Source organism: Henriciella mobilis, from assembly GCF_003576285.1.
In the GTDB taxonomy this organism is placed as follows: Bacteria; Pseudomonadota; Alphaproteobacteria; order Caulobacterales; family Hyphomonadaceae; genus Henriciella; species Henriciella mobilis.
Genome location: NZ_QWFX01000016.1, coordinates 459,820 through 473,461, shown reverse-complemented (window position 1 = coordinate 473,461; position 13,642 = coordinate 459,820). Strand labels below are relative to the sequence as shown.

Annotated in this window: 18 protein-coding genes; 9 read left to right on the top strand and 9 right to left on the bottom strand. The window is 62.7% G+C overall.

The window, feature by feature from the left end:
* Positions 1-58 precede the first annotated feature (58 nt).
* The 4 genes from D1223_RS17755 to D1223_RS17740 all read right to left on the bottom strand — a co-directional run bounded on the left by D1223_RS17755 (position 59) and on the right by D1223_RS17740 (position 2,482).
* The gene (locus tag D1223_RS17755; RefSeq protein WP_119377682.1) at positions 59-766 is read right to left on the bottom strand and encodes an SdpI family protein; all 708 of its coding nucleotides are present in this window, start codon (positions 764-766) and stop codon (positions 59-61) included.
* On the bottom strand, positions 763-1,068 hold the full coding sequence (locus D1223_RS17750; RefSeq protein WP_119377681.1) for a metalloregulator ArsR/SmtB family transcription factor: 306 nt from the start codon (positions 1,066-1,068) through the stop codon (positions 763-765). The genes D1223_RS17755 and D1223_RS17750 overlap by 4 nt, the downstream gene beginning before the upstream one ends.
* A 117-nt stretch (positions 1,069-1,185) precedes the next feature.
* On the bottom strand, positions 1,186-1,761 hold the full coding sequence (locus tag D1223_RS17745) for a type 1 glutamine amidotransferase domain-containing protein (RefSeq protein ID WP_119377878.1): 576 nt from the start codon (positions 1,759-1,761) through the stop codon (positions 1,186-1,188).
* Positions 1,762-2,023: 262 nt separating this feature from the next.
* Positions 2,024-2,482 (bottom strand): PH domain-containing protein, encoded by a 459-nt coding sequence (locus D1223_RS17740; RefSeq protein WP_119377680.1) that lies wholly within the window; start codon positions 2,480-2,482, stop codon positions 2,024-2,026.
* Between the two features lie 148 nt (positions 2,483-2,630).
* On the opposite strand from D1223_RS17740, the gene typA reads away from it, so the two are divergent.
* Entirely contained in the window at positions 2,631-4,463 is a 1,833-nt protein-coding gene (gene typA, locus D1223_RS17735; RefSeq protein ID WP_119377679.1) for a translational GTPase TypA, read from the top strand.
* A gap of 57 nt (positions 4,464-4,520) precedes the next feature.
* Here typA and D1223_RS18900 read toward each other — a convergent pair whose 3' ends face one another.
* Positions 4,521-4,697 carry a hypothetical protein gene (locus D1223_RS18900; protein ID WP_158586613.1) on the bottom strand — a complete coding sequence of 59 codons (177 nt, stop codon included), beginning with the start codon at positions 4,695-4,697 and terminating at the stop codon, positions 4,521-4,523.
* Between the two features lie 77 nt (positions 4,698-4,774).
* Between D1223_RS18900 and D1223_RS17730 the strand changes: the two genes are divergently transcribed.
* Positions 4,775-5,602, top strand: a complete 828-nt coding sequence (locus D1223_RS17730; RefSeq protein WP_119377678.1) for a delta-class carbonic anhydrase — start codon at positions 4,775-4,777, stop codon at positions 5,600-5,602.
* Positions 5,603-5,634: 32 nt separating this feature from the next.
* Here the strand turns inward: D1223_RS17730 and D1223_RS17725 are convergent, their stop codons facing one another.
* Positions 5,635-6,159, bottom strand: coding sequence for an SRPBCC family protein (locus D1223_RS17725; RefSeq protein ID WP_119377677.1), 525 nt, complete (start codon positions 6,157-6,159; stop codon positions 5,635-5,637).
* A gap of 141 nt (positions 6,160-6,300) precedes the next feature.
* Here D1223_RS17725 and D1223_RS17720 point away from each other — a divergent pair, with 141 nt between their 5' ends.
* Positions 6,301-6,750, top strand: coding sequence for a GNAT family N-acetyltransferase (locus tag D1223_RS17720; protein WP_119377676.1), 450 nt, complete (start codon positions 6,301-6,303; stop codon positions 6,748-6,750).
* 11 nt (positions 6,751-6,761) lie between these two features.
* Here the strand turns inward: D1223_RS17720 and D1223_RS17715 are convergent, their stop codons facing one another.
* Complete coding sequence (locus D1223_RS17715; protein WP_119377675.1) at positions 6,762-7,787, bottom strand: adenosine deaminase; 1,026 nt, start codon at positions 7,785-7,787, stop codon at positions 6,762-6,764.
* Between the two features lie 155 nt (positions 7,788-7,942).
* Complete coding sequence (locus tag D1223_RS17710; protein ID WP_158586615.1) at positions 7,943-9,211, bottom strand: PAS domain-containing protein; 1,269 nt, start codon at positions 9,209-9,211, stop codon at positions 7,943-7,945.
* A gap of 291 nt (positions 9,212-9,502) precedes the next feature.
* Between D1223_RS17710 and D1223_RS17705 the strand changes: the two genes are divergently transcribed.
* The 5 genes from D1223_RS17705 to D1223_RS17685 all read left to right on the top strand — a co-directional run bounded on the left by D1223_RS17705 (position 9,503) and on the right by D1223_RS17685 (position 12,693).
* Positions 9,503-10,204: a hypothetical protein gene (locus D1223_RS17705; protein ID WP_119377673.1), complete on the top strand. Its 702-nt coding sequence runs from the start codon at positions 9,503-9,505 to the stop codon at positions 10,202-10,204.
* A gap of 1 nt (position 10,205) precedes the next feature.
* A complete protein-coding gene (locus D1223_RS17700; protein WP_119377672.1) occupies positions 10,206-10,832 on the top strand; it encodes a class I SAM-dependent methyltransferase in 627 nt (208 codons plus the stop codon).
* A 10-nt stretch (positions 10,833-10,842) separates the two neighbouring features.
* Positions 10,843-11,661, top strand: coding sequence for a heme-dependent oxidative N-demethylase family protein (locus D1223_RS17695; RefSeq protein WP_119377671.1), 819 nt, complete (start codon positions 10,843-10,845; stop codon positions 11,659-11,661).
* Positions 11,662-11,685: 24 nt separating this feature from the next.
* Positions 11,686-12,189, top strand: a complete 504-nt coding sequence (locus D1223_RS17690) for a DUF4188 domain-containing protein (protein ID WP_119377670.1) — start codon at positions 11,686-11,688, stop codon at positions 12,187-12,189.
* Between the two features lie 66 nt (positions 12,190-12,255).
* On the top strand, positions 12,256-12,693 hold the full coding sequence (locus D1223_RS17685; protein ID WP_119377669.1) for an EVE domain-containing protein: 438 nt from the start codon (positions 12,256-12,258) through the stop codon (positions 12,691-12,693).
* Between the two features lie 10 nt (positions 12,694-12,703).
* Here D1223_RS17685 and D1223_RS17680 read toward each other — a convergent pair whose 3' ends face one another.
* Positions 12,704-13,234 (bottom strand): D-glycero-alpha-D-manno-heptose-1,7-bisphosphate 7-phosphatase, encoded by a 531-nt coding sequence (locus tag D1223_RS17680; RefSeq protein ID WP_119377668.1) that lies wholly within the window; start codon positions 13,232-13,234, stop codon positions 12,704-12,706.
* Between the two features lie 138 nt (positions 13,235-13,372).
* On the opposite strand from D1223_RS17680, the gene D1223_RS17675 reads away from it, so the two are divergent.
* A complete protein-coding gene (locus D1223_RS17675) occupies positions 13,373-13,642 on the top strand; it encodes a hypothetical protein (RefSeq protein WP_119377667.1) in 270 nt (89 codons plus the stop codon).

Below are 13,642 nucleotides of genomic sequence, written 5' to 3'. Positions count from 1 at the left end.
CTTCGTTCTTCTTTGCCCGGCCGGCACGCGGACCGGCGTGTTGGCGCCATCGCCCTGGCTAGACGATCAGTTCAGGGTCGAGGTCATGATCGTTCGCCTTGCGCCAGACGAAGTAAGAATACACCGCGCCGAACAGTATGACGGGCAGGATCAAGGCCGGCAGCATCAGGGCGAGGGCCAGCCCGTTCAGCACGAAGGCCAGGACGATGCCGACCAGGCCAGCGCCGCTGAGCAGCAGGCCCGTCAGGCGGTGCGTCTTTTCCCATGTGTCGTCGCTCGACATGGTCCACGGCGTGCGGATGCCGACAAACCAGTTGCGCCGCGATTTCGGCAGGTAATTGCCGATCACGACAAACAGGGCCGCCGATCCGGCAATGATGGCGCGAATGATCGGGAAGACGTCATTCATATAGTTCTCGACGCTGCGCACGAAGGCGACGCCGAACCCGAAACAGATCCCCGTCAGCAGCACCATCACGCCGATCCATGTGCCGAGAAGCAGTTTCCGGCTGCTGAACAGGTTCACCCGCCACGGCTCCAGCGCGGGCAGCAGGCTGAACAGGCCGGACAGGAGCAGGGCCGCAAGGGGGAACACGCTCATCACGATCAGGGCCTGCTCACGTGTGTCGGCGCCCTTGATGAAGAACTCGCCGTTCCAGTGGATCGGCACATAGGTGCCCGGCGCGATCATGTTCGCGACCCAGGCCACGGCACCCGCCATTGCGGCAACGGCCAGCGCGGTTGCGATGAGACCTGTGCGGATCATTCGGCTGCCTCCTTCATGTCGTCATCCCTGTCATCGCCATCGTCCCGGCCGACCAGGGCCAGGATCGCGGCGGCTGCGTCTTCCAGCACGCTCGTATTGGCGCGGTAGACAATGCTCGTCCCCTTGCGCTCGGCGGTGATCAGGTCGGCCTCTTTCAGGACGTTGAGGTGCCGGCTGACCGTCGGCCAGCTGGCATCGAACATCCCGGCGAGGTCGCCGGATGTCTTCGGGCCCTTCCGCAACACCATCATGACCTTGCGGCGCAGCGGATGGCCCAGCGCATTGAAGACACTAGTTGCCATTCCTGCTAATTAGCAAGAATAGTAATTAGCGGTCAAGCTAATTATGAAATGCGCACAAAAAAGAGCGCCTCCTTTTCTGGGAGACGCTCCAACCGGTCGTTCGAGGAGGGGATGAGGCTAAGCGACGACCGATTGTTTCTGGGCCTGGTGTTTGCCCTCGCAGAGTTCTTCCACGATCTTGTCGTTAAACGCGGGAAGGTCGTCCGGGTTGCGTGAGGTCACCAGACCGGAGTCCACGACCACCGGCTCATCGGAGACGACGGCCCCGGCATTCTTGAGGTCCTGCTGGATTGCCTTGAAGCCGGTCATCTTGCGGCCATTCACAAGTCCGGCGGAAATCAGCACCTGCGGGCCATGGCAGATGGAGAAGACGGGCTTCTTCTGCGCGAAGAAGGCGGAGGCGAAATCCAGCGCCTTCTGGTTGACGCGAAGCGCATCGGGATTGAACAGGCCGCCAGGGATGAGCAGGGCGTCGAAATCCTCGGCCTTGGCCTCATCCAGCTTCTGGTCGACAGGCACCTTGATGCCGTGTTCGCGGTGGCGGTTGGCTTTTACCTCGCCGTCTTCCGGCGAAACGACCAGCGCGACACCGCCGGCATTCTCGATGGCTTCCTTGGGCGATGTCAGCTCGACTTCCTCAAAGCCGTCAGCGGCGAGGATGGCTACGGTTCGTCCTTCAGCTCTCTGGGTCATTTGAATCTCCTTCTGAGTTTCTTGCGGATCATGGCGGCGATCAGTCGATGCGCCATCTGCCTGAACAACGAAGGCGGGCGGGGTCGCGTTCCAGAGGTAGACTGTTTTGCGGGGGAAGGGTCCTGGGGCGCCGTCATGACGATCTGTCTCCTGGGCAGGCGGGCGGGACGGCATCGCGCGCTGTCAGGCGGGCCCTGCCGGGATCAGGAGATTAACGAGGCATGGCGGCAAGCGTTCCCGGCAGGCGCGCTCGCCGGCAGCGCTAATGATGCTCGTGGCGCTCGATATCCTCGGCGAGGCGGTCGACCGAAGCCATTTCGTGATCCTCTGCCGCCTTGTTGGCCGCCTTCAGGAAGGCGCCGGGTTTCGCCATTGGTGGAAACTGGATTTCGCCCTCGCCGCGCCCTTCGATCAGCAGCGTGCCAAAGCCGAACAGCCGGCCGATGATCCCCTGGTCGAGGTCGGCCCCTTCGATGGAGGAGAGCGAGAGCTGGTCGACATGCGCCGACAGGATGCCCTTCTTCATCACGATGCGCCTGTTGGTGACGGCGAACTCCGTCGTATTGAGGCGCAGCATCTCATAGATGAACCAGATGATGCCGATGATCAGGATGCCGAAGACGATCAGCACCAGCCAGGCCCGCGCATACCACAGCCAGTGGAACTTGCCCCAATGCAGGACCTGCTCATTCTCCGACAGGCTCTTTTCGATATAGCGCATATGACCTTCGACTCCTCGCTGGCAGCACCGGATTGAACGGCCCGTACCTTAACCCCGTTCCCATGACATGCGAGACAAGCCTCGCCAATAAGGGCAGTTCCGTGTACATGGCCCGCCATACAAAGCCCTTCCGAAAGCACTCCCTCCCATGACTGAGCCCACCGCGCTTCGCAACATTGCGATCATCGCCCACGTTGACCATGGCAAGACGACACTGGTCGATTGCCTGCTGAAGCAGTCCGGCACGTTCCGCGAAAACGAGCAGACCGAAGACCGGATGATGGACTCCAATGACCTGGAGCGCGAGCGGGGCATCACCATCCTCGCCAAGACGACCTCTGTCGTCTGGGGCGATACGCGCGTCAACATTGTCGACACGCCCGGCCACGCCGACTTTGGCGGCGAGGTGGAGCGGATCCTCAACATGGTGGACGGCGCCATCGTGCTGGTCGACGCCGCCGAAGGCCCGATGCCGCAGACCAAGTTCGTGGTGTCCAAGGCGCTGAAAGTGGGTCTTCGCCCCATCGTGGCCGTCAACAAGATCGACAAGCCGGATAGCCGGCCCGACTATGTCATCAACGAAGTGTTCGACCTCTTCGCCGACCTCGGCGCCGATGACGAGCAGCTCGATTTCCCGATCCTATACGGTTCGGCCAAGAATGGCTGGATGAGCCTCGACCATGAAAAGCCGGAAACGGACATGGCCGCGCTGTTCGACCTGGTCATCAAGCACGTCCCCGAACCGAAGACCGAGGACGGCCCGTTCCGCATGCTGGCCACCACCATTTCGGCAGATAATTTCCTCGGCCGCATCCTCACCGGCCGCATCACGTCCGGCACGGTGAAGCCGAACCAAACGGTTAAGGTGCTCTCGCGCGATGGCGAGCTGGTCGAGCAGGGGCGTGTCTCCAAGGTGCTCGCCTTCCGGGGCCTTGGCCGCGAACCCATCGACGAAGGCGTCGCCGGCGACATCGTGTCCATTTCCGGCCTCACCAAGGCCAATGTGGCCGACACCTTCGTCGACCCGTCCGTCTCCGAGCCGATCGAGGCCCAGCCCATCGACCCGCCGACCCTGTCCATGACCTTCCGTGTCAATGACAGCCCGCTGGCCGGCACCGAGGGCACGAAGGTCACCTCGCGGATGATCTGGGACCGGCTGGTGAAAGAGGCCGAAGGCAATGTCGCGCTGAAGGTCGAGCGCTCGGCCGAGGCCGAAGCCTTCACCGTGTCCGGCCGGGGCGAACTTCAGCTCGCCGTGCTGATCGAGACGATGCGCCGCGAAGGCTTCGAGCTTGGCGTGATGCGCCCGAAGGTCGTGATGAAGGAAGACCCCGATTCGGGCGAAAAGCTGGAGCCGATCGAGGAAGTCGTCATCGATGTCGACGACGAGCATACCGGCATCATCGTGCAGAAGCTCAATGAGCGCAAAGCCGACATGATGGAGATGAAGCCGTCAGGGGCCGGCCGTACGCGGCTGGTCTTCCACGCGCCGACGCGCGGCCTGATCGGCTATCAGGGCGAGCTTCTCTCCGACACGCGCGGCACCGCGATCATGAACCGCGTCTTCCTCGAATACGCACCTTACAAGGGCCCGATCAAAGGCCGTCATACGGGCGTGCTGGTCTCCATGGAGCAGGGCGAGGCGGTGGCGTTCGCACTGTGGAACCTGGAAGACCGCGGGCCGATGATGATCCACCCCGGCGACAAGGTCTATCAGGGCATGATCATCGGCGAGCACAATCGCGACAACGACCTGGAAGTAAACGTGCTGAAGGGCAAGAAGCTCTCCAACGTGCGCGCTTCGGGCACCGATGAGGCCGTGCGCCTCACCCCGCCGCTGCAGATGACGCTGGAGCGCTCGCTCGCCTACATCGCCGACGATGAGCTGGTCGAGGTCACGCCGAAATCGATCCGCCTGCGCAAGATCCACCTCGACCCGCACGAGCGGAAGAAGGCGGCCAAGGCAGCTGCGAACGCCTGAGGCCGCCTCCCCGTCCGGCAAGCAGCTGCCTGTCCCCCGGCAGGCAGTGCGCCCGGCCTATTCGCGCCAGAGGCCGGCGCCGGTGCCCGCACCATCCTTGATATGCATGGAGAAGGAGCCTGTGCGGCCTTCGACATCGCCGCCCGTACCGATCAGGCCGCCGACGGTGAATGATAATTGCCTGATCGTTCTTCCCGGCCACCGGACCGGCCGGGACGGCGCAGTGCTGTTCATCGGTTGGTAATCAGAACGTCTGTCTTTCTGTCACGCTTGCCACAAAAAAATGGGCAAGGGGAACTGAGGGGAAACAGATGAACAATCGGATCAGTGCGGCGTCCATCGCCGCAGCAATCGGCGTATGCGTCGCCTATGCAGGGCCGGCGCAGGCCGAGGAGAAGGCCCACCAGTCGGTGGCAGACGATGATGGCGCGCTTTGCCTCACCTTCGGGCCGCAGTCGCCGCGGGATATTTCAAAGGTGGACGGCATCAATCCGGTTGTATTCGGTCTGGCGCCACCGCGTACTGAAATGGAACTTTGTAATATCCACACGCACACCAATGCCGAGCACAAGGGGCCGGGCTACAGCGTCTTCGTCAGTGATGGCGAGCATGGCGGCTATGCCTGCAACGAGACCGGGTCGCTGAGCGAGGCCGAGCTCGAGCCGCTCGAGGGCGAGTTTCATGGCGTTGCGCCGGGCGATACGATCGAGGTCCACTGGGTGCACACGACCTGCACGGCAGAGCCTGGCCCGGGGCTCGGGTCCTGCGTGCCGGAGGGTTGCGAGAACCCGGTCCTGCGCGTCGAGGCGCAGACCTTTCTTGTCGTGAATGACCGTGATGCGCTGGATTTCATGGACATGGTCAGCGTCAAGCATGGCGGCGGCTACTTCCAGCCGGGCGTCATCCCGTCCAATACGGGCACGCCGGTCGTCTATCTCGGCTCGACCACCGGCCCGAGCTACAACCAGTCGCAATGCTCGCCGGCCAAGGTGACCTGGAGCGTGCGTCCGCAATGCGCAAAAGTCGACATCGCGACGGTCCATGAATGGGCCGAAATGGGCAATGTCTTCGAGGAAGATCACTCCCACGGCGTGCGCCAGCTGGTGACCGCGCCGGAGCTTCTCTCGTCCATCGATTAGAGCCGACCATCACGGCTCCAGGCTGGCCGGTTTCAGTTCTTCACGCTGGGATCGGTCAGCCTTTCTATGGCTTCACGCTTGACGCCATCGACGGCCGGCGCGAGCTGGTCGAGGCCGCTGGCCAAAGAGCCATTGGCGACCTCGTCGAAGACGACCCGCGTGCCCGCGCCGTCCTCCAGCGGCTCCAGCGTGATCGTCCAGATGACCTGCACACCCATGCCCTGCAGCGGGCCGAAAGGCGCATCGAGACGCAGCATCCTGCCGTCCATGACCGCCAGGACCCGCCCGTGCTCAACTGAATTGCCCTCCCAGCTTTCCAGCCACACACCGCCTGCCTGCGGGTTCAGCCAGAGATGGTGGGCATTGCCGGAATAGGTATGATCCGGATGCCACCAGCTATCCGGCATCAGCAGCCGTTCCCAGAGCTTGTCCGGCGCGATGGGGGAGGTGGCCTCATGGCGCAGCGTGTAATGGTCCGGTGTGGCGGAGACAATTTCGCCACTGGCTGTTGCAGCCAGCCCGGCCAGGGATACGGTCACAATCGCTTGTCTGAGCATGGGTGCTGTCCTCCGTGACGGGAGTATTGACGCTGGACGCGGCGCTGGCAATTGCCTGTCGGGGCGGCGCGGAATTCGCCTGACGATTGAATCTGCAGCCGCCATATCGACCATCCTCCGTTTGCGTCATAAAGTTGCCATATGGACTTGATGTCGCATCGGGCCGCTGGCTGGTCGATCCGTTTGAGATTGAAATCGGACAATTCCCGAATTGAGAACCTGTTTCGTGATTGCCTGACCGCCTTCACCTGGCGCGGACAGGAGACCGAGGAAATCATCCGCCTTCGCCATGCGCTCAGCGTTTCAGACTGTCTGATTGCGCAGGAAAAGCAGGCTGGCCTCGTTGGCTTCCTCGTCCTGGAGCGCCCGAAAGCCTATGTTTCGCACCTCTTTGTCGATGCCGACTGGCGCCTTTGCGGGGTCGGGTCCGGCTTGCTGGCGGTGGCCCGCGACCTCGCCCGCGCGCCGCTCAGCCTTGATGTCGACGTGCAGAACGACTTTGCCATGCGCGCCTACAAGGCGATGGGCTGGGTCGAGAAAGTCGGCACCAACCCGACCCGGCCGGAGCAAAAACGCCTGACCGGGCCGTAGGCGCAGCCACCCTAGACCATTGAAGCTGCGACCTTGTCGATTTCGGCCAGGTGTCTTGCCTGCTCGGCTTCCGGCAGGAAGGCGCCGGTGAAACTGTTCTTCGCCAGCTGGATGATCTCCTCGCGCGTCAGGCCGACCGCCTTCGCCGTCTCGCGGAAATTCTGGTTCATATAGCCGCCGAAATAGGCCGGATCGTCGGAATTGATCGTCGCCTTCAGGCCGAGCGCGAGCATCTTCTTCATCGGATGATCCTTGAGGTCATCGACGACGCAGAGCGACAGGTTCGACAGCGGACAGACGGTCAGCGTCAGCCCGGCCTCGCGGATGCGGGCGGTGAGGGCATCGTCCTCGAGCGAGCGGTTGCCATGGTCGATCCGGTCGATCTTCAGGAGGTCCAGCGCCTCGTAGACGTAGTCCGGCGGGCCTTCCTCGCCGGCATGGGCGACAAGCTTCAGCCCCTTCTCGCGCGCCGCGGCGAAGACGCGCTCGAACTTTGAGGGCGGATGGCCGACCTCTGAAGAATCGAGCCCGACGCCGTGGATGCGGTCGAGCCAGGGTTCGGCCTGCGCCAATGTCTCGAAGGCATCCTCTTCCGGCAGGTGGCGCAGGAAGCACATGATCAGCCGGTAGGTGATGCCGTATTTTTCCTCCGCCGCGTCAAGAGCCTTCAGGATGCCGCCGATCGGCACGTCGAAGGGCAGGCCGCGTTCGGTATGGCCCTGCGGGTCGAAGAAGACCTCGACATGGCGGACATTGTCGGCCGCCACGCGTTTCAGATAGGCATCCGTCAGGTCGTGGAAGTCGGCCTCGGTCTGCAGCACCGACATGCCCTGATAGTAGATGTCGAGGAAGTCCTGCAGGTTCGAGAAATCATAGGCCGCGCGCACGTCTTCCAGCGTCTTGAAGGGGATGTCCACGCCATTGCGCTCGGCGAACATCATCAGCTGTTCCGGCTCAAGGCTGCCTTCCAGGTGCAGGTGCAGCTCGGCCTTGGGCAGGGCGGCGATGAGGGCGTCGAGATCGTCAGTGGTCGTCATATAGTGGCCTGTTTCCTTGTCCTGACTGGACGGGTCGTAACGTATGAACCCGCCCACTGGGCTGTCTGCAGGCTAACATGTGCTGCGCGCTGGCTTGAGGCAAGGCGTGCTGGTGGAACGACAGATCGCGCCGCGCGGGCCGGCCGCGCTCTGTCCTAACTAGCCTTGGCCAGTGCCTGGCTGGTGCCAGCGTCCCGGGTGGCGATTTCATTGAGGCGCGCCATGTCACGGATGGCGTTCAGCGTCTGCATGCTTTCGCGGGCAATATTGTTGAGCGCGGACTGCAGGGTTTCCTGGCAGGCTTCCAGGCGCTGTTCGAGCTCCAGGATAATGCCGCTATTCTGGTCATTGTTCGACATCTCGACCTTCGCCATCAACCGGATCACATCAAGGGCCGTGGCCTGGCGCTTCATGGCCTGGCAGGCGCCGGGCAGGTTCATGCAGCGCGCGCGGACCGTGTTGAGCGCCAGCTGGGCGCGTTCGTTGAACGTGCCGCTCAGCCGTTCCAGCTGGTCGGTCTCGGCCTCCTTGTCGACGCCGTCGGTCGCGCCTTCCTCGCTCTGGAAAAAGTCGATCATTTCGCGCTGCAACTGCACGATGAAGTTGAGGAGCAGGGCTTCGTCGAGCGAATTGGCAATGTCGGTCGCCGTATTGTCGAACTCGCTGAGCAGGGCCCGCAGCTCTTCCAGGAGCGTGACGTAATTGGCCGCGATAACGGCCAGGCCCTCGCCTTCATCGCCCATCTGGCTGGCAAAGATCCGCAGGTTGAACGGCGTGTTCTTGACCGAGTCCAGCGACGCGGAAATCGCCTTGATGTCGTCCAGCAGGACGTTTGCACTTTTGTGCAGGCGATCGAAGTTCGAACTCAGCGTGGAGGTGCTGCGCCCCAGCCCCCGGTCGCGTGCATCGAGTTCCTGCTTCAGGGCCTGGGACATGAAGGCTTCATAGGATTCAAAGCCCAGTTTGCCGAGCGCCTGATCGATTTCGTCGGCGCTTTGCGCCGGGTCGAGCCCTTCGGTGCGTTCGCGCCCGGCCTGCACGATGTAGAGGTCCCGGACCTTGTCGAAGAGGCTGCTGGTCGGCTTCAGCCTGATCGACAGGTAGCCGCCATCGACCGGGGCGACCACGGCATAGACCCAGTAATACTTGCCGCTTTTGGAGGAATTCTTGACATAGGCACCGATCGGCTGGCCCGCCTTGATGGTCGACCACAGCTTGTAAAACACCCCGCGCGGGGTGTCGGGATGACGGATCAGCTTGTGCGGCTTGTCCCACAGGTCCTGGGCTTCATACTCGCTGACGCGCTGGAAAATGCTGTTGCCCGCCTTGATGATCCCGCCTGGATCGGTGCGGGAAAAGAACAACTCGTTCAGCCGGAAATCGGCTTCCTTACCGCGGTTTTCTGCGTTGGCGGGAGCTTGCATGGTCGTGTCTCTTTCTGAGTGATCTCTTTGACGTTCTGCGAGATTGGTTAAACCAGAATTTATTTTGCTGCGGGTGGTGCATAAAGCCGGAAGGGGCCGCATCCGCCGGAGGTGTGCGCATCCCGTGTGCGCCTGTGGCGGCCGGGACTGTTGACTGCAGCTGGCGTGCAGTCCTGCCTCAGAATCGGCGGAAATTGCCAGCATCCCCAATGTCGTGTTTGGTAAATTCAGGCGCTGCGCTACAAGTTGTGGAAACGGCCTGCAGCGAGCCGGGAAGACAAGGGTGATTGTATGGGACTGATCTGGTGGATCCTGCCTGGACTGGCTGGTGTTATCGGCTTGATGCTGACCTTTGCCGGGCTTGGGCGTCTGATGAAGCTGCGCCTGGCGGCCGGCGGGATGCGTTTCCTGTTCGGCATCGGCTTTCTCGGCGCCGCCGGCATCGGCACATTCGCCGGCCTCAACCTGCAGACCTACAAGCGCCTGACCTATGAGCGCGCGGTCGCCCAGGTCAGCTTCGATGCGCTGGCGGGCGAGGAGAATGCCTATCGGGTGAAGGTGAACCTTGCCGAGGGCGGCACGGTGACCTGCTTTGTCAGCGATGGCAGCGAGGAAGACTGTATCCTGCGCGGCGACGAGTTCTCCATGGGCGCGCGCGTCATTACCTTCGAGCCGATGGCCAACATGCTCGGCTATGACAGCGTCTACCGGCTGGAATACATGGAAGGGCGCAACACCAAGCGCTACAATACCGCCACGGTCACCGAGGCGACGACCAATGGCCGGGCCCTGTCGAAGAATCCCGGTCTCGACGTCTATGCGCTGGCCAAGGAAGAGGGCTCACGCTTCGGCATGAGCGGGACGCAGTTCGGTTCGGCCGTCTATGCCCCGATGGGCGACGGGCTGAGCTATGATGTAATCATGACGCAGGATGCGCTGACGCTGCAGCCCGGCAACGCGCTGACCCAGCAGGCGATCAATCGGAGGGACTGAAATGGGGCTTTGGGAGAGATATGTCGTTCCGCCCCTGGTCTCATGCGCCTGTGCGTCCAAGCCGATCATGAAGCAGCGCGCCAAGGTGGTCCCGCGGGCCTATGGCAATGTGCTGGAGATCGGTTGCGGCTCAGGGACGAATTTCGACTTCTACGCTCATAATGAGATTGAACGCCTCTACGCGCTCGAACCGTCCAAAGGCATGATCAAGCGGGCCAAGAAGAAGGCGCTGACGCTTGGCTGGGGCAACCGGATCGATTTCCTGGAGACCGGCGCCGAATCCGTCGAACTGGACGACAATTCCATCGATACGGTCGTCATCACCTTCGTGCTCTGCACCATTCCCGACTGGGAGGGCGCCCTCAAGGAGGCGCGGCGCGTGCTGAAACCGGACGGACAGGTCCTGTTTTCCGAACATGGCCTTGCACCCGATGAAGGCGTCGCCAAGTGGCAGCGCCGCATCGAACCCATCTGGAAGCCGCTTGCGGGCGGCTGCCACCTGACGCGCGACACCGGCCTGATGCTCGCGCAGGCAGGCTTTGCGCTTGAAGGCATGGAGACGATGTACCTGCCGAACACGCCGAAGATCGCTGGCTTTGTCAGCTGGGGCGCTGCGCGGATTTCATGAGCCAGCCCAGATGAGTTCGCCGCCCCGACGCCCGCCTTACATGCCCTTCCTGACCGGCCCGCCGGACATCGCAGTCGGGCTGAAGCCGATCCCGGAGAGCAAGTGGCTGCTGCCGGACACCGAGGAAGAGGCCTGGCTGCCGGGCAAGCGGATCATCATGGCGACGCGCCCGCACGATACCGTGCTGGGCGACACTGACGGCGAGCATGCGCGCGAGCTTCTATCGCTGATCGGCGAGGCGCTTGGCGACTCCCCGCATCACAGCTGGGACAATGCCCTCGAAGCGGCTGCCTCGCTCGTCTCCGACGATCTCTGCCTGCTCGAACAGGATGATGAGGGCGACTGGATCCTGACCGCCGCTGTTGTCGCCGCGCCGACATACTGGTGGCCGGATGAGCAGATCGGCCGCTCGCTGTTCGGCCTGCACCATCCGGTGCCGGGCGGCGATCCGCATCTCGCGCGCCGGATCAACCGCGTCTTCGACAATCTCCAGCCCGGCAAGGTGCTGGAACGCTTCAACTGGACGGTCCAGGCCGAAGGCACCCGCCACACGCCCGAGCGTCCCGCGGCAGAAGGGATCACGCCCGAACAGCTCTTCCTGCGCGTCGAGCGTCAGACCATCCGCAAGCTGCCGGAGACCGAGGCGATCTGCTTCACGATCCGGGTCTGCATGGACCCGCTCCTGCCGATACTCGCCGATCCGGATGTGCGCGAGGCCTTCGAGGATGCCTGGATCGGCACGGCGCCGGAAATCCGCGCCTATAAGGGCTGGGACCAGCTGGAGCCGCTGGTGCGCCAGGCCTGCCGGCAATCGGCCGGCGCTTCATAGAAGACGCCTCCGGAGGGGCGGACCATGGCAAAAATCATAGCCGAACGGATGACCGTCGAGCTTGAAGGCGACTTCGTCGTCTTCCTGATCGGCATGCGGGTGAACAAGCTCTGGAAAGTCTGGAAGTGGTGGCCTGTCGCCATGGCGATGCCGCGCATGCTGGTCGAACTCGAAAAGAAGCCGCAGCTCGGCCTGCTTCACGCCTATAACAAGTTTGGCCTGCGCAACACGATGGTCGTCCAGTACTGGCGGAGCTTTGAACAGTTGCATGCCTATGCGACCAGTCCGGACAATGCGCACCTGCCGGCCTGGCGGGCCTTCAACCGTGCCGTCGCATCCAACGGTGATGTCGGTATCTGGCATGAAACCTATCTGGTCAGGGCGGGAGATTTCGAGGCGGTCTACAACAACATGCCGGTGGCCGGTCTTGGCCAGGCGGGACGTCTCATACCGGCAAAGGGCCGAAAGATGTCGGCGCGCGGCCGGCTCGGCAAAAGCGACGGCACCGACCTGCCGCCCGGCAGCTGACCCCTGTCGCAATCAGGGCGATCCACGCTATGTGAAACGCTTGGCTGACGATTCGACGGAGGTTTCATGGCATACTGGCTGTTCAAGTCCGAACCGTTCAAATGGGGCTGGGACGATCAGAAGAAGGCGGGCAAGAAGGGCACCCAGTGGACTGGCGTGCGCAACTACCAGGCGCGCAATTTCATGCGCGACATGAAAGTTGGCGACAAGGGCTTCTTCTACCACTCCAACAAGGGTCTCGAAGTTGTCGGGATCGTCGAGGTTTCTGCCGAGAGTGCGCAGGACAAGACGACTGATGATGAGCGCTGGGACTGTGTCGACCTGCGCGCCGTCTGCGACATGCCCAAACCGGTGACGCTGAAGGATGTGAAGGCAAACGAGAAGCTCGCCGACATGGCGCTGGTCACATCCTTCCGCCTCTCGGTCCAGCCGGTGAAGGAAGACGAATGGATGGAAGTCTGTCGCATGGGCGGGCTGGACGGGAAGATGCTGAAGCCGCTCTGAGAAGCGGCCGCTAGCCGCGCACCCCGTCTTCGAAGCTCGCCAGCGCCCATTCTGCAAACGTGGCGAGGTTCCCGCCGGTAAACAGGAAGGCGCCGACACCGGCCGCCTTGGCCGCCTCCATGTCGGTCTGCTTGTCACCGATCAGGAAGCTTGCCTCGCGATTGACCGGGAATTCCGCCATGGCGTGTAGCAGCATGCCGGGGCCGGGCTTGCGGTCGATGCTGGCGCGCCGGTACTGCGCAACTTCGCCTTCCTCATGCCAGGGGGCATGATAGATCCGGTCGATGGCGGTGCCGTGTGCCGCGAGTTCCTTTTCCATGAAGGCATGCAGTGTGCGCATATCGGCTTCGGTATAGAGGCCGCGGGCGATGCCGGACTGGTTGGTGACAACGAAAACGAACCAGCCGCGCGCCTTGAAATTCTTCACGCAATCGATGGCGCCGTCGATCCACTCGAAATCCTCGATCCGGCTGACATAGCCGCGGTCGACGTTCAGCACGCCGTCGCGGTCGAGGAAGAGGGCAGGGCGTCGATTGGTCATCGGTCAACGTCCATAAACGGTTCCGGCGGGCCCGGCCAGATGCCAAAGTTTCACTGGTGTCACCCGCCAATTTGGGGTTTTCTGCACACTCAGGGAGACCAGACCAGATAACCGGTCCCCTGCAAGGGAGGAGTCAAAATGGAACAATTCATACCCCTGATCCTGAGTGCGGTTGGCGGCGGGGCCCTCGGGCCGATCGTCGCAAAACTGCTCGGCGGAACCGGCACGGGCGGCCTGCTGGGCGGCGTGATCGGCGGGATCGGCGCGCATTACGGCGCCGATGCGGCCGGCATCGGAAACCTGCTCGGCAGCGGCATCATGAGCCATATCCAGGACCTGCTGGAAGGCGGTGTCGGCGGCGGCATCCTTGGCGTGGTCGCCGGCATGGTGATGAAGTCGAAATCCTGA

Bases quoted from the DNA above. Each gene is read 5' to 3' on its own strand.
- D1223_RS17725 (WP_119377677.1), bottom strand. From the start codon at position 6,159: ATGCTCAGACAAGCGATTGTGACCGTATCCCTGGCCGGGCTGGCTGCA.
- D1223_RS17730 (WP_119377678.1), top strand. From the start codon at position 4,775: ATGAACAATCGGATCAGTGCGGCGTCCATCGCCGCAGCAATCGGCGTA.
- D1223_RS17750 (WP_119377681.1), bottom strand. From the start codon at position 1,068: ATGGCAACTAGTGTCTTCAATGCGCTGGGCCATCCGCTGCGCCGCAAG.
- D1223_RS17675 (WP_119377667.1), top strand. From the start codon at position 13,373: ATGGAACAATTCATACCCCTGATCCTGAGTGCGGTTGGCGGCGGGGCC.
- typA (WP_119377679.1), top strand. From the start codon at position 2,631: ATGACTGAGCCCACCGCGCTTCGCAACATTGCGATCATCGCCCACGTT.
- D1223_RS17685 (WP_119377669.1), top strand. From the start codon at position 12,256: ATGGCATACTGGCTGTTCAAGTCCGAACCGTTCAAATGGGGCTGGGAC.
- D1223_RS17705 (WP_119377673.1), top strand. From the start codon at position 9,503: ATGGGACTGATCTGGTGGATCCTGCCTGGACTGGCTGGTGTTATCGGC.
- D1223_RS18900 (WP_158586613.1), bottom strand. From the start codon at position 4,697: ATGAACAGCACTGCGCCGTCCCGGCCGGTCCGGTGGCCGGGAAGAACG.
- D1223_RS17740 (WP_119377680.1), bottom strand. From the start codon at position 2,482: ATGCGCTATATCGAAAAGAGCCTGTCGGAGAATGAGCAGGTCCTGCAT.
- D1223_RS17715 (WP_119377675.1), bottom strand. From the start codon at position 7,787: ATGACGACCACTGACGATCTCGACGCCCTCATCGCCGCCCTGCCCAAG.
- D1223_RS17745 (WP_119377878.1), bottom strand. From the start codon at position 1,761: ATGACCCAGAGAGCTGAAGGACGAACCGTAGCCATCCTCGCCGCTGAC.
- D1223_RS17710 (WP_158586615.1), bottom strand. From the start codon at position 9,211: ATGCAAGCTCCCGCCAACGCAGAAAACCGCGGTAAGGAAGCCGATTTC.
- D1223_RS17695 (WP_119377671.1), top strand. From the start codon at position 10,843: ATGAGTTCGCCGCCCCGACGCCCGCCTTACATGCCCTTCCTGACCGGC.
- D1223_RS17690 (WP_119377670.1), top strand. From the start codon at position 11,686: ATGGCAAAAATCATAGCCGAACGGATGACCGTCGAGCTTGAAGGCGAC.
- D1223_RS17700 (WP_119377672.1), top strand. From the start codon at position 10,206: ATGGGGCTTTGGGAGAGATATGTCGTTCCGCCCCTGGTCTCATGCGCC.
- D1223_RS17720 (WP_119377676.1), top strand. From the start codon at position 6,301: ATGGACTTGATGTCGCATCGGGCCGCTGGCTGGTCGATCCGTTTGAGA.
- D1223_RS17755 (WP_119377682.1), bottom strand. From the start codon at position 766: ATGATCCGCACAGGTCTCATCGCAACCGCGCTGGCCGTTGCCGCAATG.
- D1223_RS17680 (WP_119377668.1), bottom strand. From the start codon at position 13,234: ATGACCAATCGACGCCCTGCCCTCTTCCTCGACCGCGACGGCGTGCTG.